Source organism: Pseudomonas sp. NPDC087358, assembly GCF_044900785.1.
In the GTDB taxonomy this organism is placed as follows: Bacteria; Pseudomonadota; Gammaproteobacteria; order Pseudomonadales; family Pseudomonadaceae; genus Aquipseudomonas.
This window is the reverse complement of record NZ_JBJDOA010000008.1, coordinates 209,704-228,069: the sequence shown is the minus strand read 5'-3', so window position 1 is coordinate 228,069 and position 18,366 is coordinate 209,704. Positions and strand designations below refer to the sequence as shown.

The 18,366-nt window shown below is 61.3% G+C and carries 15 protein-coding genes; 9 read left to right on the top strand and 6 right to left on the bottom strand.

Going from position 1 to position 18,366, the window contains the following annotated elements:
* The first annotated feature begins 26 nt into the window (after window positions 1–26).
* Window positions 27–1,502: a cytosine permease gene (locus tag ACI2KS_RS19830; RefSeq protein WP_404622693.1), complete on the top strand. Its 1,476-nt coding sequence runs from the start codon at window positions 27–29 to the stop codon at window positions 1,500–1,502.
* A gap of 89 nt (window positions 1,503–1,591) precedes the next feature.
* On the opposite strand, the gene ACI2KS_RS19825 is transcribed toward ACI2KS_RS19830, so the two are convergent.
* Complete coding sequence (locus ACI2KS_RS19825) at window positions 1,592–2,710, bottom strand: AraC family transcriptional regulator ligand-binding domain-containing protein (RefSeq protein ID WP_404622692.1); 1,119 nt, start codon at window positions 2,708–2,710, stop codon at window positions 1,592–1,594.
* Window positions 2,711–3,214: 504 nt separating this feature from the next.
* Here ACI2KS_RS19825 and ACI2KS_RS19820 point away from each other — a divergent pair.
* From ACI2KS_RS19820 to ACI2KS_RS19800, 5 genes are all read left to right on the top strand, one after another.
* Entirely contained in the window at window positions 3,215–4,762 is a 1,548-nt protein-coding gene (locus tag ACI2KS_RS19820; protein WP_404622691.1) for an APC family permease, read from the top strand.
* 187 nt (window positions 4,763–4,949) lie between these two features.
* Window positions 4,950–5,591 (top strand): TetR/AcrR family transcriptional regulator, encoded by a 642-nt coding sequence (locus tag ACI2KS_RS19815; protein ID WP_404622690.1) that lies wholly within the window; start codon window positions 4,950–4,952, stop codon window positions 5,589–5,591.
* A gap of 108 nt (window positions 5,592–5,699) precedes the next feature.
* Window positions 5,700–6,728: an AraC family transcriptional regulator gene (locus ACI2KS_RS19810; RefSeq protein ID WP_404622689.1), complete on the top strand. Its 1,029-nt coding sequence runs from the start codon at window positions 5,700–5,702 to the stop codon at window positions 6,726–6,728.
* 157 nt (window positions 6,729–6,885) lie between these two features.
* On the top strand, window positions 6,886–8,190 hold the full coding sequence (locus ACI2KS_RS19805; RefSeq protein ID WP_404622688.1) for an alginate export family protein: 1,305 nt from the start codon (window positions 6,886–6,888) through the stop codon (window positions 8,188–8,190).
* A gap of 172 nt (window positions 8,191–8,362) precedes the next feature.
* The gene (locus ACI2KS_RS19800; protein WP_404622687.1) at window positions 8,363–9,262 is read left to right on the top strand and encodes a phytanoyl-CoA dioxygenase family protein; all 900 of its coding nucleotides are present in this window, start codon (window positions 8,363–8,365) and stop codon (window positions 9,260–9,262) included.
* A 299-nt stretch (window positions 9,263–9,561) separates the two neighbouring features.
* Here ACI2KS_RS19800 and ACI2KS_RS19795 read toward each other — a convergent pair whose 3' ends face one another.
* From ACI2KS_RS19795 to ACI2KS_RS19785, 3 genes are all read right to left on the bottom strand, one after another.
* Window positions 9,562–10,611: an alpha/beta fold hydrolase gene (locus ACI2KS_RS19795; RefSeq protein ID WP_404622686.1), complete on the bottom strand. Its 1,050-nt coding sequence runs from the start codon at window positions 10,609–10,611 to the stop codon at window positions 9,562–9,564.
* A 62-nt stretch (window positions 10,612–10,673) separates the two neighbouring features.
* Window positions 10,674–12,317, bottom strand: coding sequence for a flavin-containing monooxygenase (locus ACI2KS_RS19790; RefSeq protein WP_404622685.1), 1,644 nt, complete (start codon window positions 12,315–12,317; stop codon window positions 10,674–10,676).
* Window positions 12,318–12,482: 165 nt separating this feature from the next.
* The gene (locus tag ACI2KS_RS19785; protein WP_404622684.1) at window positions 12,483–13,367 is read right to left on the bottom strand and encodes a helix-turn-helix domain-containing protein; all 885 of its coding nucleotides are present in this window, start codon (window positions 13,365–13,367) and stop codon (window positions 12,483–12,485) included.
* Between the two features lie 388 nt (window positions 13,368–13,755).
* Here ACI2KS_RS19785 and ACI2KS_RS19780 point away from each other — a divergent pair, with 388 nt between their 5' ends.
* The 3 genes from ACI2KS_RS19780 (at window position 13,756) to ACI2KS_RS19770 (ending at window position 16,626) form a co-directional block, all read left to right on the top strand.
* Complete coding sequence (locus ACI2KS_RS19780) at window positions 13,756–14,286, top strand: cytochrome b (protein WP_404622683.1); 531 nt, start codon at window positions 13,756–13,758, stop codon at window positions 14,284–14,286.
* Between the two features lie 203 nt (window positions 14,287–14,489).
* The gene (locus ACI2KS_RS19775; RefSeq protein ID WP_404622682.1) at window positions 14,490–15,587 is read left to right on the top strand and encodes a glycosyltransferase; all 1,098 of its coding nucleotides are present in this window, start codon (window positions 14,490–14,492) and stop codon (window positions 15,585–15,587) included.
* Complete coding sequence (locus ACI2KS_RS19770; RefSeq protein WP_404622681.1) at window positions 15,580–16,626, top strand: hypothetical protein; 1,047 nt, start codon at window positions 15,580–15,582, stop codon at window positions 16,624–16,626. The genes ACI2KS_RS19775 and ACI2KS_RS19770 overlap by 8 nt, the downstream gene beginning before the upstream one ends.
* On the opposite strand, the gene ACI2KS_RS19765 is transcribed toward ACI2KS_RS19770, so the two are convergent.
* The gene (locus tag ACI2KS_RS19765) at window positions 16,601–17,443 is read right to left on the bottom strand and encodes a glycosyltransferase family 2 protein (protein ID WP_404622680.1); all 843 of its coding nucleotides are present in this window, start codon (window positions 17,441–17,443) and stop codon (window positions 16,601–16,603) included. The genes ACI2KS_RS19770 and ACI2KS_RS19765 overlap by 26 nt on opposite strands.
* A 223-nt stretch (window positions 17,444–17,666) precedes the next feature.
* On the bottom strand, window positions 17,667–18,341 hold the full coding sequence (locus tag ACI2KS_RS19760) for a TetR/AcrR family transcriptional regulator (protein WP_404622679.1): 675 nt from the start codon (window positions 18,339–18,341) through the stop codon (window positions 17,667–17,669).
* Window positions 18,342–18,366 lie beyond the last annotated feature (25 nt).

The following is an 18,366-nucleotide window of genomic DNA, read 5'->3' as shown; positions in this document are numbered from 1 at the left end:
TTTCGACGGGCCAGGCGGGGAAGTACATGAGTCATTCGGATACACAGGTCAGTGCAGTAACAGCGCGCGAGGCGCTGGCGGGGCGCTTGCCGATTCAGGGCGCCGATCGCCTCTACAAGGGGTTCGGCTCCCTGCTGGCCGCTTGCGTGGCGATTGGCGCGGCGAGCTTCAATTACCTGTTCGGTGCTTCGATCGCTTATATCGGTGATACCCGCATTGGCATCCTTGGCTACCTGATCGGCTTGATTGTCGGGTTGGCACCGGTCTACCTGGCGTCGGGAATGATCTGTTACCGCCATGGGGTGGACCCGGTGGATGCCGCCAAAAGCTCCATGGGCACGCGCGGTTCAGCCTTGTTGCTGACATTGATCCTGATCACCACCCTGGGCTGGTCCTTTGTCTTGATTGCCATGACCGGGCAGGCGGCGGGCCGACTGCAGCAAGTGCTGTTCAACCCGGGTGGCGATATCAACAACGCTTTCGTGATTGCGGTTTCGATAGCCATGCTGGTGCTGGTCTGGGTATTGCTGCGCAAGGGCCCGGCGATGATCGCCTTGCTCACGCGCTATACCTCGCCTGCGATCCTGATCATCGCCTGCGTGCTGCTGTATCTGATCACCCGGGATGTCAGCCTGACGACGTTGCTGCACACCAATGTCGACCCCAAGCTTGCGTATGCCACCGACCCGTTGCTGCAACTGGCATACGGTGTGGAATTCGGTGCGTCCAATGCGCTGACCAGCGTACCGTTCTTCGGCGGCATTGCGCGGCTTATCCAGAAGCGCAAGCACGTCATTACGCCTTCGCTGCTCGGCGCGGGCATCATCGGTGCGGTGTTCACGTCATCGGTCGGCGCGTTGGCGGCGATTGCCACCGGTTCCACCGAGCCTGCAGAGTGGGTGGTCAAGACCGCAGGCAACGGCGTCGGGACGCTGATCGTGTCGTTGCTGCTGCTGGCCAACCTGGGCACCTTGATCAGCTTCTTTTACTTCGCCGGCGTCTCGGTGCAGCAAGTGCGCCTGTTTGCCAACATGCGCTGGGACCTGATCGTCGCCATCCTGCTGTTGCCGGGGCTGGTGGTCGCGTTCAATACCCAGTGGTTGATCGCCCATGTGATGAACTGGCTGGCCTATAACAGCGCGATGTTCGTCGGCATCGCTGCGGTAATGCTCACCGATTACCTGTTGCTGCGCCGCCAGGTGGTGTTGCCGGCCCATCTGTTCGTCAAGGATCACCACGGCGCCTACTGGTTCTGGGGCGGGGTCAACTGGGTGGCCATGGCCATCATCGCCCTGGGGGCCGGGGTCTATCTGATGCTGTTCGATCCACTGTCGCTGCAGGTGGGTCCGACCTTTCGCTACGTGGGCGCGACCATGCCGACCCTGGCGATCTGCATGCTGGCGTATTACCTGTTGATGCGCCTGGTGATCGCCAGCAGTCATCGCGGAGGCTATCGCGATGTCCGGCAGCTGGCCCGGCAAAAGATCAGGGTCGGGCTGTGACTCGGCGCTGACGCGAAAAAGCCTCTCAAGAACAGCACTGCTTGCAAGACAAAGGCGCTCTATTGAGCGCCTTTGTCGTACTCCGGGGCTCATCCGTGCGCGTGTGCCAGCGTAGCGGTCCTGGCGCCGGGCAGGGCGAAGGCCGGCGGGATCGTCCAGTCGATGTCGCGGTTCTGGGAGCGGAACGCTCGCGGTGCAGTGCCGGTCCAGCGCTTGAAGGCGTGGCGAAAATTGGCGGCATCGCTGTAGCTGAGTTTTTCGGAAATGGCCTCGGTGGTCAGGGGCGTATCCAGCAGATAGCGTATGGCGAGTTTCTTGCGCACGTCTTCGAGTATCAGGTTGTAGGAGCTGCCGACCGCCTCCAGCTTGCGCCGTAGCGTGCGCGGCGACAGATGCAGCCGCGAAGCGACTTCGGGTAGCGGCGGAATGCGGCTTGGCGATGCCAGCAGCATTTTCTGGATCTGGTAGCACAGATCGTAGCGCTGGCTGTGTTCGCGTAGTTGCGCGGTGCACAGCGCCTTGCAGGACTGATGCGTCATGGAGTGGGACTGTGGCAGCGGCTGGTCGACGTAGTGGCTGCTGAAGGTGATGCAGTTATCCGGGCAGTTGGCCTCCACAGCAATGCCCAGTGCCAGGCTGAGTGCCTGCACCTGGGCCGGATCGGTGTTGACGTTCAGTTGCACGCACCCTGCCTTGAAACCGTGGCCGAGCATGTCGCCGAGCAGGGTCAGAATCTTCGCGCTTTCCAGCAGCGAGGAGAAGTATCGGTCGGTGCCGAGCAAGGCGAAATTGTCGCGCAAATACAGGTGCGCAACGTCGCCTTTGACTTCCAGCTGCAGCTTGTGTTTCAGATTGGCCAACAGCCCGAAACGGTTGGCGATGTCCAGCGCTTCGCGCAGAGAGGCGCTGCTGAGCAGGGTGAAGCCGAGCATGCCGTAGGCCGTCAGATGCATCTGTTGGCCGACCCGCAGGGCCAACAGCGGATCCTGGCGATCGAGACAGCAGCCGGTCAGCGCGCCCAACCACTGGTTCAGCGACAAGCGAGTCTGGGGATCATCGACAGCTTCGCGTTGCAGGCCGTTGAGTGCCAGCACCTCCGTCAGGGCGGGGCTCTTGTCACCGTGGGCGATTAACAACGCCTGCAACTCAACGGTGGAGAAGACGCGGTCTTCCGGAGTAACGGGTGACGCTTGCACTGACACCATCATACGGCCCTCATCGGCTAGCCAAATCGTTCCAGAACAGAGCGCAACGCAACTCTGGGTGGAACATTGCAGGTAAAGCGGTCTTGGCAGGCCGGGGATCATCTTGAGGGTGCAGGTGCAGCGGTCAAACGACGGCAAGTGCCGTGCGCAAGGTCTGTGCCTCGACTTATACCGAAGAGGTCATGCGACCTATAAAACACGGTCGTCTGACCTAAGTCAATACGTTCATCGCCGTATTCGTGTCGTCGGTCGCTCACAGGCATGTCGGTGCGGGCGGCAGCTGATGCTGCTCGGTCAGCGGGGTTGTTGGCCAGCCGAGCTGATGGCAAGGCAGGACATTAGATCCCCCAAAATGACCCAACCGAACCTGTTTGACGGACGCCCATACGCCTAATTTCAGGGCTGACGAGGCCCAAGTGCGGGACCGCGTCATTGGCTGCGTGGCGGGCTGGGTCCTGACGCATCGCTTGCGAATCTACCTTTGAGCATCAACAAAAGGGCTATCCGGTGAGTACGACAAACAATCTCTCCAATCTCCATCCCGACGGTGCGCCGAGACTGGCGACTGAGCATTTGAGCCAGGTGTTTACACCCGCTGCCGGCGCGCCCCTCGATGCCCACCGGGCGGTCGAACTGGTCACGCCGGTCGGCCTTGAAGGCGATATGGGCTTGTTCAGGCTCATGGGTGCGGTGCTGGCATTCGCCGCGCCGCTGGTGACTGTTGCCGGTTACATTTCCATCATCGTCATGTTCGGCGGCATCGGCGCCCCGGCGATTTACCTCACAGGGCTGGTGTTGGTGGGGATCTTCGCTGCGGGCTTCACGGCCATGAGCCGCTTCCTTCCCAATCCGGGCGCTTATTACGCCTACATCACGGCCGGGCTGGGACGGGTAGCGGGGTTAGGCTCGGCGTTTCTTGCGGTGTTTACCTACCTGATGATGTCCGCCTGTACCTACACCTTCTTCGGTATCTCGGCGTCGACCCTGGTATCGAGCACCCTGGGTGGCCCGGTGATCGAATGGTACTGGTATGCGATTGCCATCTGGGGGATCGTCGGCTACTGCGGTTACCTCAAGCTTGAGGTGTCATCCCATGTACTGGTCGTCGCGATGGTCGTGGAGCTGGTGGTGATTTCGATTTTCGATCTGGCGGTGCTGATCAACGGCGGACCAGAAGGACGCTCCATGGCGCCGTTCTCCTGGAGCGCGTTGACCGGCGGCCAGTTCGGCCTGGCCATGCTTTTCGCCGTCTTGTGCTTCAACGGTTTCGAAGCCACGGCGGTGTTTCGCGAAGAAACCCGAAACCCTGAGCGCACGATCCCGCGGGCGACGGGTCTGGTGGTCACCCTGATCGGCTTGTTCTTCGCCGCCTCTGCCTGGGTGATGGTGACAGCCTATGGCGTGTCTGATGCAGTTGCAGTGGCGACCAACAACACGGTAGGCATGTTCCCGGATGCCATGGGCAGATACGTCGGCCAATTCGGGGTGAATCTGGCCGCAGTGCTGGTGGTCACCTCCATCTTCGCCGGCCTGCTGTGCATGCAGAACATCATGTCGCGCTATCTGTACTCGCTGGGCATGGACGGCGCGTTACCCAAAGTGCTGGCCCGCGTTCACCCACGTAATAAATCGCCCTACATGGGGTCTCTGGTCGCGACCATTTGCGTGGCATTGATCGAAGTCCCGTTCATATTCAATGGTGCCGATCCGGCGACCCTCTATGCCCATCAATCCGGGGTCGGTGCCTATGGCTATCTGAGCCTGATGCTGATCACCAGTGTGGCGATCGCAGCGTACTTTCTGCGCAATTCGACGCCGGTCAAGGTTTCCCGCCTGCGTACATTCGTGGCGCCGGTGGCCGCAGCCCTGGGCCTGGGCTATGTGTTCTACCTTGCCGTCAGCAACTTCGAAACGCTGGTCGGGATCACCGGAGAAGGGGCGCTATTGATGCAGGGGGCGGTCTGGGCCGTGCCAATCGCCGGCATGCTGCTGGCCTTGTACCTGAAAGCGGCCAAGCCCGATTCCTACCGCCGCATTGGTCGCCAGGACCTCTAGGCAGTTGCAGTGACGGGGCGGGTGAATCGACAAGATAAAATAGGTCGGTTGACCTTAGTTTGCCGGGTTCAGTACACTCCTTCAATCAGGGCGGCGAATCGACATCACATGGACAGCCGTGGGGTTGCGCCACCCGCTCTGCGGCAGGCATCCTGTGTGTCGGAGCCATCTGCTTTGGAGTACATGAATGTTGAGTGAACTACCGCAGGCCGAGTCGCTGTTCGAGCGCACGGCAAGCCCCCGTGAGAAGAAACGTGTCCAGCGGATCGAAGATATCATCGACACCGCTGCGATGATCTTCGTGCGAGACGGTTATGCGCAGTTTTCCGCTCGCCGTGTCGCGGGCGAGATGGGTATCAGTCTGAGCAATCTCCAGCATTACTGCGGCACCACGGAAAACCTCTTGCTGTCGATGATTCGGGCCAAGATCGAGGTCTTCGTAACCCAGTTTGTCGGCATCGCCGGCGATACCTCGCGTCCTCCCGAGCAGCGACTGATCGAAGTGATCGAACAGGACATGGAAGCGGCGCGCGACCCCTGGATCGCCTCGTTTTCCTTCCAGAGCTGGGCGCTGGCTGAACACGATCTGGCGATTGGCGAACACCTGACCATCATTTACGAAACATTCTGCAGGGTGATGGCGCAGCTGATTCACGAGGTCAATCCGCAACTGACGCCAGCGCGTGCCGAAATATTCGCCGTATTGATCGCCTCGCAGATAGAAGGGCTGCTGTTTTACCACAAGCACACCAAGGCCCTTGAGAAGAACTGGCAGGAAACCGTCGATACCACGGTAGGCATGTGGCTGACGATGATTCGCGCCGGTTGACCGGATCCGGTCGGCCATCACTCCCCGTTTTTTGGTCATTGCTCACCTGTTTCAGCGGTCGGCCCAGGCTTTATGCTCTGGGCCGAATCGGGTTTCAGGGTGTGCACCATGGCTACCTCTCATCAATACATCGACCGCCTGGCAACGCTGCACTTCATTGCATTGGTCAATACCTTCGTTGCCGAGTCGGGTCACTCCACTGAAAGCCTGTTACTGGGTACCCAACTGGTTGCCGATGACCTGCGAGCCGGCGATAAACTGATCTCGGTCGAACAGGAATGCATGATCCTGCGCAACGCCCAGCGCCTGACTCAAGCGCGGCACCTGGGCCTGGAATTGGGTCACCGCTGCCGTTTGGCCGCCTACGGCGTATTCGGCTTTACCTTGTTATCGAGCTGCGACTTGCGTTCGGCGCTGGAGCTGTTTTTCGAGTACCCCCTGCCGCTGGGTACCGGCTTCGAGCTACGGCTGGTGCAGGAGCAGGGCATTGGCTGGCTGAACATTGACGCCACCTTTGATATCGAGGACGAACTGCGCTGCCTGGCCATCGAGTTCTCGCTGACCGCGTTGCAAAGCGTGATGGCCGATCTGCTCTATCAGCCCTTGCCGTTGTCGGCGATCAATATCGGTTTTGCCAGTGAGGCGCTTTGCACACCTTATTTGCCGTACTTCAGTTGCCCGATCACCTTCGACGCGTCTCGACCCACCAGCCTCTCATTCGATGCCGCCTGGCTCGATTACCCCTTGCCCTGTGCCAATCCCGTCGCCCACCACGAGATGAAAGCGCATTGTTCGGTACTCAAATCGCATCTGGAAAGCCCGCGAGATTTTCTCGCCAGCGTCAAATCGGCCATCTGCGCAGGCTTCGACACGTCACCCTCGTTAAGCAACGTCGCGGCGTCGCTGGCCTGTTCGAACAAGACATTGCAGCGTCACCTGCGCGCGGCAGGCACCAGCTTCAACGAAGTGCTCTGCGAGGCACGGTATCAGCGTGCTCAAGAGCTGTTATTGCGCCAGATGCCGGTGGCGCGGATCGCTGAAAACCTTGGTTTCAGTGAGGCGGCGGCATTTCGCAGGGCGTTTCAGCGCTGGAGCGGCTGCACGCCATCGCAGTACCGATCCCAGGTTCGGCATTGATCAGTGCAGGCTTTATCGGCCCGCCGGATGTGTCTTCGACGATCCCCTTTTTTGACCTGTTTGCGCCTTCAGGGCAAAGACCCAAGCCCCGACAATCGAACCCAAGCGGCCAGCATCGGCCGCGGGTTGTGTTCATTGCAAATGGGGAATGCCAGTTATGAAAGTGTCAGGTCGTTTTTTGGCAGCAAGTGTCGGGGCCTTGTATGCCAGCTCCAGTTTCGCACTTGATAGTTTTCAGCTCGGCGATGTGCTCGTCGAGCCCACGGTGACGGTGGGAGCAGCCTATCTGAACCACAAGAATCAGGCATTCGGTGGTCGCACCAGCAGCATCGGCCTGGAGGTCGACCGCAGCTCCAGCCGGTTTGAAGGGTTCGTCCTGCCGGGGGTAAAAGTCACCGGCCCGCAGACCAGCTACGGGACGTTCTTCGGTGGAGCGTCGGCAGTAGGGGCGATGACCCGCGGTGGCAGCGACGCTGGCGGCTTTACCCACGACAACCCTGAGTCTGTGGGCCTGGAAACGGCTTACGTGGGCTGGAAAAGTGCCGATCTATTTGCGTCTCTGGGCAAAGACGCCCTCACGATCAGTGCCGGCCGCCAGAACTTCATGATCGATAACGGCTTTCTGATCGGCGACGGGCATGCCGATCAGGGCAAGGATGCCGCCGCCTGGATTGGCCCACGCACGGCCTACACCAATACCCTGATTGCCCAACTGAACACTGGCAAGGTGCACGCCGACCTGTTCGATCTGACCGCCAATGCCGACCTCGATTACGCCGACTACAAGGAGCGCCTGCGCATGCGCGGCGGTAATCTGGAGTGGCGCGACAGCCTTGGCACGTTGGGCGCGACCTATTACCACACGATGGACGCCGACAACGCAGCACGCGACGGCATCGATGTCTATGACCTGCGCGCCAAGGGCACGCCGTTCACCGCCCTTCCACAAGTGAGCCTGGCGGGCGAGTACGTCTGGGAAAAAGGCGGCGACAACGACAAGTCCGCCCACGGCTGGTATGCCCAGGCCACTTATGCGTTCAGCGACCTGCCGTGGACGCCGGCGGTGACGTACCGGCGCACCCAGTACTCCGATGACTACGATCCAATGACCTATGGGTACGGCGGCGAATACGGTACCTGGTACCAGGGTGAAATCGTCGGTGAGTACATGCTGTTCAACAGCAACGTCAACATCGACATGCTCAAGCTCGCCGTGCAGCCGCGCCAGGACCTGGGTGTCGGCTTGATGGGCTATCGTTTCCAGCTCGACAAAAAGCCCGACGGCGTGAGCAGCCGCGACTTCGCCAAAGAGGTGGATCTGTACGTCAACTGGACGGTCACGCCAGCCGTCACGCTGACGGCGGTCTATGGCCTGACGGTACCGGGTGAGGGTGGCAAGCAGATGTTCGGTGATAACGATCGCTCCAACCTGTTCGAAACCCTGGTGACCTGGACATTCTGATTCCATCGGTCGAAACAGCCAGCGTCGGGCTTACCCGCCTGGCCGTTATTCACCTGTTAATGTCTGGCGCCAACCTGTGACCCGAGGGGGCGCCGATTTATATTCCTCCACGAAATCTCTTTGCGCACGCTTGCGGGCGGCGCCTTGTTAACCGATTCGCAAGGAATCCACCATGTCCAAGGCTTCCCTCGTTACTCTGCCCGGCAACGCTTCGGTCGAGCAGGTCGTTGAAATCATCGAGCGTGATGGCGGCGTTATCATTGCGGATTTCCTGACCGGCACGGCGTTTCAGGAACTCAAGCAGCAGATCGATGCTGCCTTGGATACGTCGACGTTTGGCCATGAAAACTTCTTCGTGGGTACCTCAACCCGACGCGCCAGCCGGCTGTTTGCCCGTTGCAGTCGCATGGTCGATGTGGTCATGCATCCCCTTTACCTGGGCGCGGCGCGCAAGATCCTGCAAAAGCCGGTCTCGGTCTGGTTCGGTCACGAACGCACCACCGTGACCCCGCAGATCCAGATCGGCATGACCCAGGCCATCCAGATTCATCCGGGGCAGGGCAAACAGCCATTGCACCGCGACGACACCAGCTTCCTCTGGCGTCATCCCGGCTACGGGCGTGAAGCACGTCTGCAGATCATGCTGGCGGTCAGCGAGTTCAACGAAACCACTGGCGCGACCAAGGTCATACCCGGCAGCCACAAATGGGATGACGAGCGCCGGCCTGAACCTGAAGAAGCCGTGGATGCGGTCATGGCCGTCGGCTCTGCCATGCTGTTCATCGGCTCCACGTACCATGGCGGCGGCACCAACAGCAGCGATGGCCTGCGCACCGGTCTGACCATGGGCATCGACCTGGGCTGCGTTCGCCAGGAAGAAAACCAATACCTGTCGGTTCCATTCGACATCCTCAAGGGCTTGCCGGAGGAGGTGCAACGGTTGCTCGGGTGGGATGCGGGAGAGAACTTCATGGGCTGGGTCGAGCAGGGTGGCAAGATGGTCAGCCCGCACACCCACTTGCAAGCCGACGACGTGCTACGTTCGCTTGGACTGGTGGGTGGCATGCGCTGAGTGTTGGCAGTGAACATTGATCGAAGGCAGCCCCGGGGCTGCTTTTTTTGTGGCCGCGATTTACTGGGCGGCGAAGCAAAAAAAAGGCGCCCTGGGGCGCCTGAAGTATTCACCTGAACCGAAGGAAGCCAGGTGAGCCAGCCTGACGTGTGGAGCGTTGGTAAGGCGCAGCGTCTGGTGGCATCGACGGTAATCGAGTGTCGGCTATTTTAAGGAGTGCAGCGTCTGAAGACAGGTGCGTGACGGCCAAAAAGAGCGGTTGTCCAGCCATACCCGCCTGGGCGCTGACTCGATCCTGGTCAGGGTTGATCCAGCAATGCAGCAAGCTCTGCGTCCACCTGCTGCAGCCAGTGTGCGTCGGCACCGAACAACCCCAGATGGCCAAAAGGGCTGTCCAGCGCTTTGAAACGCGCATTAGCAATCAACTGCGCGTCAGCCAGGCATATGGACGGCGGGAAAAATTCATCCTGGCTGATGGGCAGAACCAGCGTCCTGGCGGTGATTCTTCCCAGCGCTGCGCGCAGGTCACCGGCGCAGCTGTGGCTGACATCAGCCCCGCGCCACTTTTCCAGCATGGTGATCAGGGCATTGGGGTCCATGGGCGCAAAGTAAGGGATCATGAACCCCTCCACGAAGCCTGCGACAGTGTCGAATCCCAAGGATTTGTAATGCTGCTGCTCGAAGAATTCGGCGCTCAAGCCATGCAGCGTCATCAGCCGTGCATGCTGCTCCAACCCCTCGCTCACCGCACTGGATGAGACGTAGTTGCCGGCCTTGAACCCGGGATCGCTGCGCAGTCCATGGATGATCGCGTCGGCGATGACCTGGTTGATCTGCGAGGTTCGGGCACTGCCAGCGATGGCCGCCAGACGCTGCACCATCGCCGGATAGCGCACCGCCCATTCGTAGGCTTGCTGGGCACCCATCGAACCGCCCATGACCAAGGCAAGCTGACTCAGGCCCAGGCGCTCGGTCACTAGCCGGTGCTGGGCGCTGACATCGTCTGCGATGGTGATCTTTGCAAACCCTGCGCGGGCTTGGGGACCGACAGTGTCATGGGGTGAACTGGACAGCCCATTGCCGAGCTGATTGACGATGATGATGAAGTATTTCTGCGGGTCGATGGCGCGCCCGGCGCCAACGAATACGTCCTGAATGACTTTGCTGGTGCCGGAATACCAGGTCGGTATCAGGATGGCATTGTCGCGGGCGGCGTTGAGCTGGCCGAGGGTGACCACGGCCAGCGTGCAGTCGCGTAGCGTCTCACCGCAGGCAAGTGGCAGGTCGCCGATGTTGAAGCGCTCATAGGCGCCGTGGATTTGCGGGTTGTAATACGGGTGTTGAGTCATTGATGCACCTGCGCGATCGGGAGAGCAGCGAAGAAACGCCGGCGCCAAGGCCGGCGCTCGGATCAGTTGATGCAAAAGTCCGCGTAGGACTTCGCCGCAACCGCTTCGCACTGTTCGCGGTAGACGTTCACACCTCCGGCATAGGCCAGCAGCCGCTTCGGTTTACCGTCCACGTTGGCGCCCGTGTACCAGGAGCGGGTTTTGGCCAATAGCGAGGTCGAGGCCATCTCGTCATGGTGGGCGACCCATTGGTCCTGCTGGTCCAGGGTCGGTTCGATCGATGCGCGCCGGTGGGTTTCCAGGAACATGATGCAGTCGGTGATCCACTCGACCTGATGCTGCAGACAGGTGGGGGCGTTGCACAGGGCTGCTCCAGGTGAGAGCGGCGCAGCGGTGAGGAACAGATTGGGGAATTTGTGCACCATCAGTCCCAGGGTGGTTCTCAGGTCCTTGGACCATTCATCGCGCAGCAGTTGGCTGTTTTTGCCGCGGATATCGATCTGAGTCAGGGCGCCGGTCGATGCGTCAAAACCGGTGGCGAGGATCAGCACGTCCAATTCGTGGATTTTGCCGTCCGCAGTCTGCACGCCGTTGCCGACGATCCGCTCGATGGGCGCGCTTTTGATGTCGACGATGTCGACATTCGGGCGCAGGAAGGTTTCCAGATAACCGGTGTCCAGCGGCACGCGCCGGGTTCCGAAGCCGTAGTCGGTCGGCACCAGCTGCCTGATCAGGTCCTTGTCCTTGATCCGTTCGCTCATCTTCTGCCGGACAAAAGCAGACACTTCACGGTTGACGGCCTCGTCGGTAAATATTTCGCCATAGGAGCCGGCCCACAGCGCAAGTGAGCCATCGTCCCACAGCATTTCCAGGATTTCCCGTCGGTCGTGTGCGCTCGCATCGTGATAACTGCCATAGCTGAAATCGAAGTCGAAACCGACAAAACTGTTACGCGTCTGCGCCTTTATTTCGTGAAAGCGAGCCTTGAGTCGGGCGCGGTCGTCATCGTTATAGCGCTGATTGCGCATGGGAATGGTGTAGGGCGCGGTGCGTTGGAACACCGTCAGCGTCTTCACTTGAGGCGCGATGGTCTGGATCACCTGAATACCCGTGGCCCCCGTGCCGACGACGCCAACACGTTTGCCGGTGAAGTCCACAGGCTGTTTGGGCCAGCGGGCGGTGTGGTAGACCTCGCCTTGAAACGACTCTTCCCCCTGGAACAGGTTTTTCAGGGGGGTCGACAGCGTGCCGGCGCAGGAAATCAGATACTTGGCGTCCAGCGTTTGGCCGTGGTCGGTCGTGATCTGCCAGCGCTGCGCGATCTCGTCGAAATCACACGCGAGCACGCGGGTAGAAAACCGGATGTCCTTGCGCAGCTCATAACGATCCGCGACGAAGTTCAGGTAACGCTCGGTTTCAGGCTGTGCGGGAAACCGTTCGCTCCAGTCCCAGGCATTGTTGAGTGCTTCGCTGAACCAATACTGATAGACGTGACTGGGCGAGTCGACGCGCGCGCCTGGATAGCGATTCCAGTACCAGGTCCCGCCGACACCTGTTCCGGCGTCGATGGCGATAACCTTGAGCCCGGCTTCACGCAGGCGATACAACTGGTACAGGCCGCCGATACCGGCACCAATGATGACGGCGTCAAAACGCTCGGGACTGTGTACGGCGGCAGGGCGGGGAGTAGCTGCGGCGTTGGTCATAGGGCCTCCAGTTTTATTTTTATAATCGGCGAAGTGTCAGTGACCTGCGTCTTGCGCGCGGGCGACTGACAATCCGTTATCAGCCACGCTACAGAGCCGGGGAGGGAGGCGTATTGAAGGAATCAGTGGGGCCTTTTGAATAATCCGGTGGCTCGTTGACTGCGGTCAGAGCGACAGTGAATCGCCTGAAGGTTGGTCTATGGCACAGTCGGGGCGGTTGCGTAATTGGCGGGGGGTGACACCCAGACTGGCTTTAAGCAGGCGAGTCATGTGCGCCTGGTCGGAGAAACCACACTGCGCGGCGATATCACTCAAGACCAGGGTCGGATCTGCCAGAAGGCGCTTGGCGCGCTTGATCCTCGCGCCGATGATGTACTGATGCGCGGGACAGCCGGTTGCTTGCTTGAACGCTCGGGAAAAAGTCCAGCTGCCCATACCGACCTGCTCTGCCAGGCGGGTAACGGACAGTGCATCATGCAAGTGCTCCTCCATGAACGCCTGTAGCTCGCGCAGGCGTGAACCATCAAGCTTGGGCTGCGGCGTCATTTGCCGATATTGCAGCGTGGAGTAGCGGCGCAGCAGGTGCACGGCCATCTGGGTTGCCAGTGCGTCGACGTAGACACTGCCGCCAAGAGCTGGTGCCGCCGCCTCGGCGGTAATGGCATTGACCAGCCTTGCCAGTAATGGGTCTGTCGTCACCAGGATGTCGTGCAGGACGACATCAGTGACGCTGCGCCCGGCGATCTCCTCGGCCACTCGGGTGAGCAGATTGCGGCTTAGATAAACATGTGAAACGTGCAAATCGTCGAGCCAGCGCCAGTGGGATTGCCGGGCGACCGACAACAGTGAGACATCATCGGGGGCATAACGACTGCGAACCCATTTGCTCCCGGTTCGGCGCTGCAACTCTGCAGGTTTGGAGCATTGCAGCATGATTGCGAAATGATCTACGGGAGGTACGCAGACGTCCGCCGCACTCAGTCGATAGGAGCGCTGGATCACATCGCTCCAATCCAGTGTGTCGCTGCTACCGAGGATTTCGCCGGGCACCCAATGCGGTATCTGGTAAGGCGTAATAGAGTCGGTCATGACAATGATCCTGGTGGTCGAGTCCAGGCCTGAGTGCCGGGATCTCGTCCATCCGTAATACACCGACACCCATCACCGAAACAGGTGCTTGACGGCCAAGCCATGACATTGCCGATGGCAAGCCCCGGCCAGTGCTGTTCTGGGCTACCTGGAAAGCCCGCTCTGCCTCATTCCAATCTGCTCCGATGAACGCATTGCGTGAGTGCTCCCTAGTGGCGATCTAATGGCCGAACTTTCCACGCAGGTATGTGCTGCGCAGAAGGCTAATAGCTCCGTGACCACTGCCTGGTTCGCCACATGAGCTAACCTTCAGGCCTGACAACCGTCATCGAGGGGGGCGAGGGTTTCCATGGAGCGATACACCGGGGTCGCTCAGGCTTTGCACTGGCTGACCGTCGCAGCGTTGTGCCTGCTGTTGCCTTTTGTCTGGGTCGCGGAGAATTTTCCGCCGGGTCCGGTTCGGGTGTTCTGGTATATGGCCCATGAATCCATGGGCATCAGCGTGTTGTTGCTGGTGCTGGTGCGCCTGACCTGGCGCTGGCGCCATCGCTCGCCGGCTTATCCACCTGGCACCGGCCGGGTGACGGCGGTGTTGGCCGGGATCAATCATGGGTTGCTGTATGCCGTGCTGCTGGTGATGCCGGTGACCGGCTACCTGATGGCGGGCAATGGTCAGGATGTGCCGTTTTTCAGAGTGATTGCCTTGCCCGGGTTTGCCCACAATGAGCCTCTGGGGATGTTCGCCGATACCGTGCATGTAGGCTGTCAGTTCGCAGTCTATGGGCTGATCGTGCTGCATGTCGCAGCGACTGTCTGGCATGTGGCGATCCGCCGCGATGGCATGCTGGAGCGCATGCTGCCGCCCCAGCGCCGCCCTTGAAGACTGCTGCCTGTGCCGGACGGCGTGTGTCGCGTGCAGAACACCCGCGGCGTCTTTGACACTGGGTTGTAGCGCTGCCGGTACCGCGTTCGAGCCCGCGTATCCGCACCTCGCCCATCGCACGAAAAAATAACGCTGCGGTATCTACGCGGAACCATTGCCGTTCCCCGCCGCCTGAATGAGTAACCAGAAGGAGGCAAGGCATGTGGCGCAGCTACCAGGAAACGACTCCCCGACCCCCGTTCACAGGCGTGCATCAGCCGCTGCGCATCGGCGTGCTCACCCATATCAGGTTTGCGGTGTGCCAGCCGTTTGCGGGCGGGCTGGAGTCATTTACCCATGACGTAACCCTGGGCTTGCGTGCACGCGGCCACGCCGTGACCCTCTTCGCCAAGGCAGGCAGCGCTGCGGAACTTGCGGCGGTAGCGATGCCGGATGAAGACCTGTGTCGCCACGCCAGCCTGAGCAGCGCCTACATTGCCGAACACCATGCCTATCTAAAACTCATGCAGGGCATCGACGATCACGGCTTCGATGTGATCTTCAACAACAGCCTGCATTACGTGCCGGTGACCATGGCCTCACTGATTCGCACGCCGATGCTCACGGTGCTGCACACGCCGCCGTTCTTCGAGATGAGCCATGCGTTGCGCGGCGATCGCCAGAGCGGTCGGTTCAGCACCTTGTCGGCGGCCAACGCACGCAAGTGGAGCGACCTGGTGCCGCAGTGCACAGTGATCCCCAACGGTATCGATCTGCACAGTTGGCACCCCGTCGCCAACGTGGGTGAACACGCGCTGTGGTTTGGTCGGTTGGTGCCGGACAAGGGGGCGCATCTGGCGATCGACGCCGCCCGCCTGGCCGGCGTGACCCTGCGGCTGGCGGGGCAGGTGGTGGACGATGAGTACTTCAGGCAGCAGATCGAGCCCAGGCTGGGTCCGGGTGTCGAGTACCTTGGCCACTTGCAGCGCGGCGAGCTGGCAGCCGAACTGGCGAGCGCCGCCGTGGCCCTGGTGACCCCTTGCTGGGAGGAGCCCTTCGGCCTGGTGGTCGCCGAGGCGCTGGCCTGTGGCACGCCGGTGGCCGCATTTGATCGCGGGGCGATGCGCGACCTGATCAGCGACGAAGTCGGTTGCCTGGTGCCGCCCAATGACGTGAAAGCGCTTGCCGCCGCCATAGCGCTGGCGCGCGGCAAATCGCGACTCGCCTGCCGTGCCCGCGCCGAAGCCCTGTGGAGTCAGAGCCTGATGCTGGACCGTTACCAGGCCTTGCTTGGCGACGTGGCCGCGCAACATGCCTGAGCCGCAGGTCGGCTACTACGTCCACCATCACGGCGCCGGCCATGGCGTGCGTGCCGCGCACATTGCTCAGGCATTGCGCGTGCCGGTGACGCTGATCGGCTCGCGATTGCCCGAGCACCTGCCGGCTGGCGTGCACAGGTTGCAACTGCCAGGGGATACGGCGCAGGGCATGCTCGTCGAACGGTTTGACGTGTTGCACTACGCACCCTTGGCGGTGGAAGGCGTGCGCCAGCGCATGGCGATGCTCGCTCAATGGTTCGGCGAACACTGGCCCTGCCTGCTGGTGGTCGATGTGTCGGTGGAGGTCGCGTTGTTCGCGCGGCTGTGCGCGGTGCCGGTTGTCTATGTGCGCCAGCATGGCTTGCGTGACGATGCTGCTCACCGCCAGGCCTACGACAGCGCCAGCGCACTGCTGGCGCCTTATCCGCCAGCGATGGAAGCGCCCGGCACGGCGCAATGGCTGCGCGCCAAGACCACCTACAGCGGCTGGCTCTCGCGATTTGCCGGCGCGCCTTGTGCTGCGCCGCAACCCGGCCAGGTGTTGATCATCACCGGGCAGGGCGGTACGGGTCTGTCGGCTGCACTGATCGAAGCCGTCGCGCGGCAATGCCCCGAGCGGCAATTTCGCGTCGCCGGTGGGCTGGCACCTGGTACAGCAATGGCCAACTTGCACTGGCTCGGGCACCTGAGCGACCCGCAACATGAGATGCGCAGCGCACAGATTGTGGTCGGCAGCGCCAGCGATAGCCTGGTCGGTGAAGCTGCATCGCTCGGTTGTCGCTACATTGCCGTGGCCGAAGAACGCCCTTTTGATGAGCAACGGCTGCAGGCCCGGCGCTTGAATGAATTGAACCTGGCCATAGGGCTGGAGCATGGCTGGCCGGCAGCGCCATTGTGGCCTGCCTTGTTCGACGCAGCGCTTGCGCTCGACCCTGTTCGCTGGCGTGGTTGGGCCGACGTGGGCGCCGCAGCACAAGCGGCTCGGCTCATCGAAAGCACGCTGGCGCGGGTGATCAGAAGCCCAGGCGATCAGGGTTGAGCGCCTGCGCCACCCGTTCGGCAGACGGCGCCTGAATGATTTCGAGGTGTTCCTCGCCCCAGTGCAGCAGGCCCTGTTCGTGGAATGCGCGTAACCAGCCCTCCATGGGCCATACACCCCAGCGGCGGTGGAAGCGTTGCGCATTGGCAACGATGTCGACGAAATGGTTCAACGGCGGATCGTAAGTGGGGTGGTACTGATGAAACGTCATCGCCGAATTGTCGAGCAGGCCCACGCCCACCTGCCGCGCCCGGAAAGCGAAGTCGGTATCTTCGCCGCCATACCCCTGGTAATCCTCATCGAACCCGCCAATGCGGGCGAAGGTACGGCCGTTACAGGCAAAGTTCAGTGACCAGAACAGGTGGTGGGGCAGGCTGCTGCCCGGTCCTGCGCGAAACCTCGCCAGCGGGTGCTCGACGCCCTGCGCATAGAGTGCCGCTTCGTTCCAGCCCGGACGGTTGGCGCCCTGGGGCAGGTAACGAACCTGGCCCATGTGCAGCGCATCGGGTTGCGCCTGCAGCCCGTCGCGGTAATGCGCCAGCAAGTCGTGTGCGGGAATGCAATCCACGTCGAGAAAAACCCAGGGCCCATCAGGGTCAATCGCGCGCACGCTGTTGCGCGCCTTGGCCAGTGGCAAGCCGCCAGCCTCATCCAGATGCAGGGTTGTGATGGGAAACAGGTGGCTGGTGAATGCGCCAGGTGGCTCATTCATGTGCACGATCCACAACCCCTGCGGGAGGAGGCTGGAACCCTCCAGGCCCTGGATCAGATTCGCCAGGTGGTTGCTGCGGCCGTGCACCAGGGTGATTACCTTCATGCGCTGCCCGCCAACCCCGGCGGCTGGATGCTGTTCGTTGCAGATGGAATGACGACATCAACCATGGGTGACCCTCGCGATCAGGCGTAGCGCTGGGCAGTGATGCGTGTGCCCGGCGCGCACACGGACTTGTTGCCCCACACCCGCATGCAGAATTGACCGCAGCATGGCCGTGGCGGTTTGGTTAATCCGACAGACTGGCGTTGGCCGCGTTCAGCCCAAATCATCGCGGACCGGTGCTGGCGGCCTGTTCAAGGTTTGGCGACATCGGTTGCTCAGGTGGCGTGCTTTGTGGCTGCAGCACTGCGTGGATCATCTGCGTGTGCAGGCCGATGCTGGCGCCGAGCGATAGCGTCGAGCCTGGGCTGTGCCAGCTGCTGATTTCGTTGAGCATCGCCAGCATGCAGGGGACCATCGCGCTGACCGACACCCTGGCAAATCGATGTTGCTCGATACCCGCCTTGAGGATGTACGCCAGGCGCGCTGCCACTTGATCGCGCAGCGCCAGGATCGGCGCTTGGTGGGCGGGCGCCAGGCAGCGATATTCCAGGCGTGCCAGCAACCAGCGCTGGCGTTGGGCATCGGTGAAGGTCACGTGAGTGCGAATGAAGGTATTGAGCGCTTTCAACGGATCGCGCTCGACCGCACTCCCGCTCGGCAGCGCTTGGCACAGATCGCTTTCGTACGCCTCGATCAGCTCGAACAGCAGCGCATCCTTGCTTTCGATGTGGTTGTACAGCGAGCCCGCCTGCATCCCCACCGCGCCTGCCAACTGCCGCAGACTGACGGCGTGAAAGCCCAGCTCGACGAACATCTGCAAGGCGACCTGACGGATGTGCTCACGGGGTGACGCCAGGCCAACCGGTGGTGCGGGGTCCAGCGAAAGCAACGCATGCATGGTCTACACCTCGACAGGAAGTTGC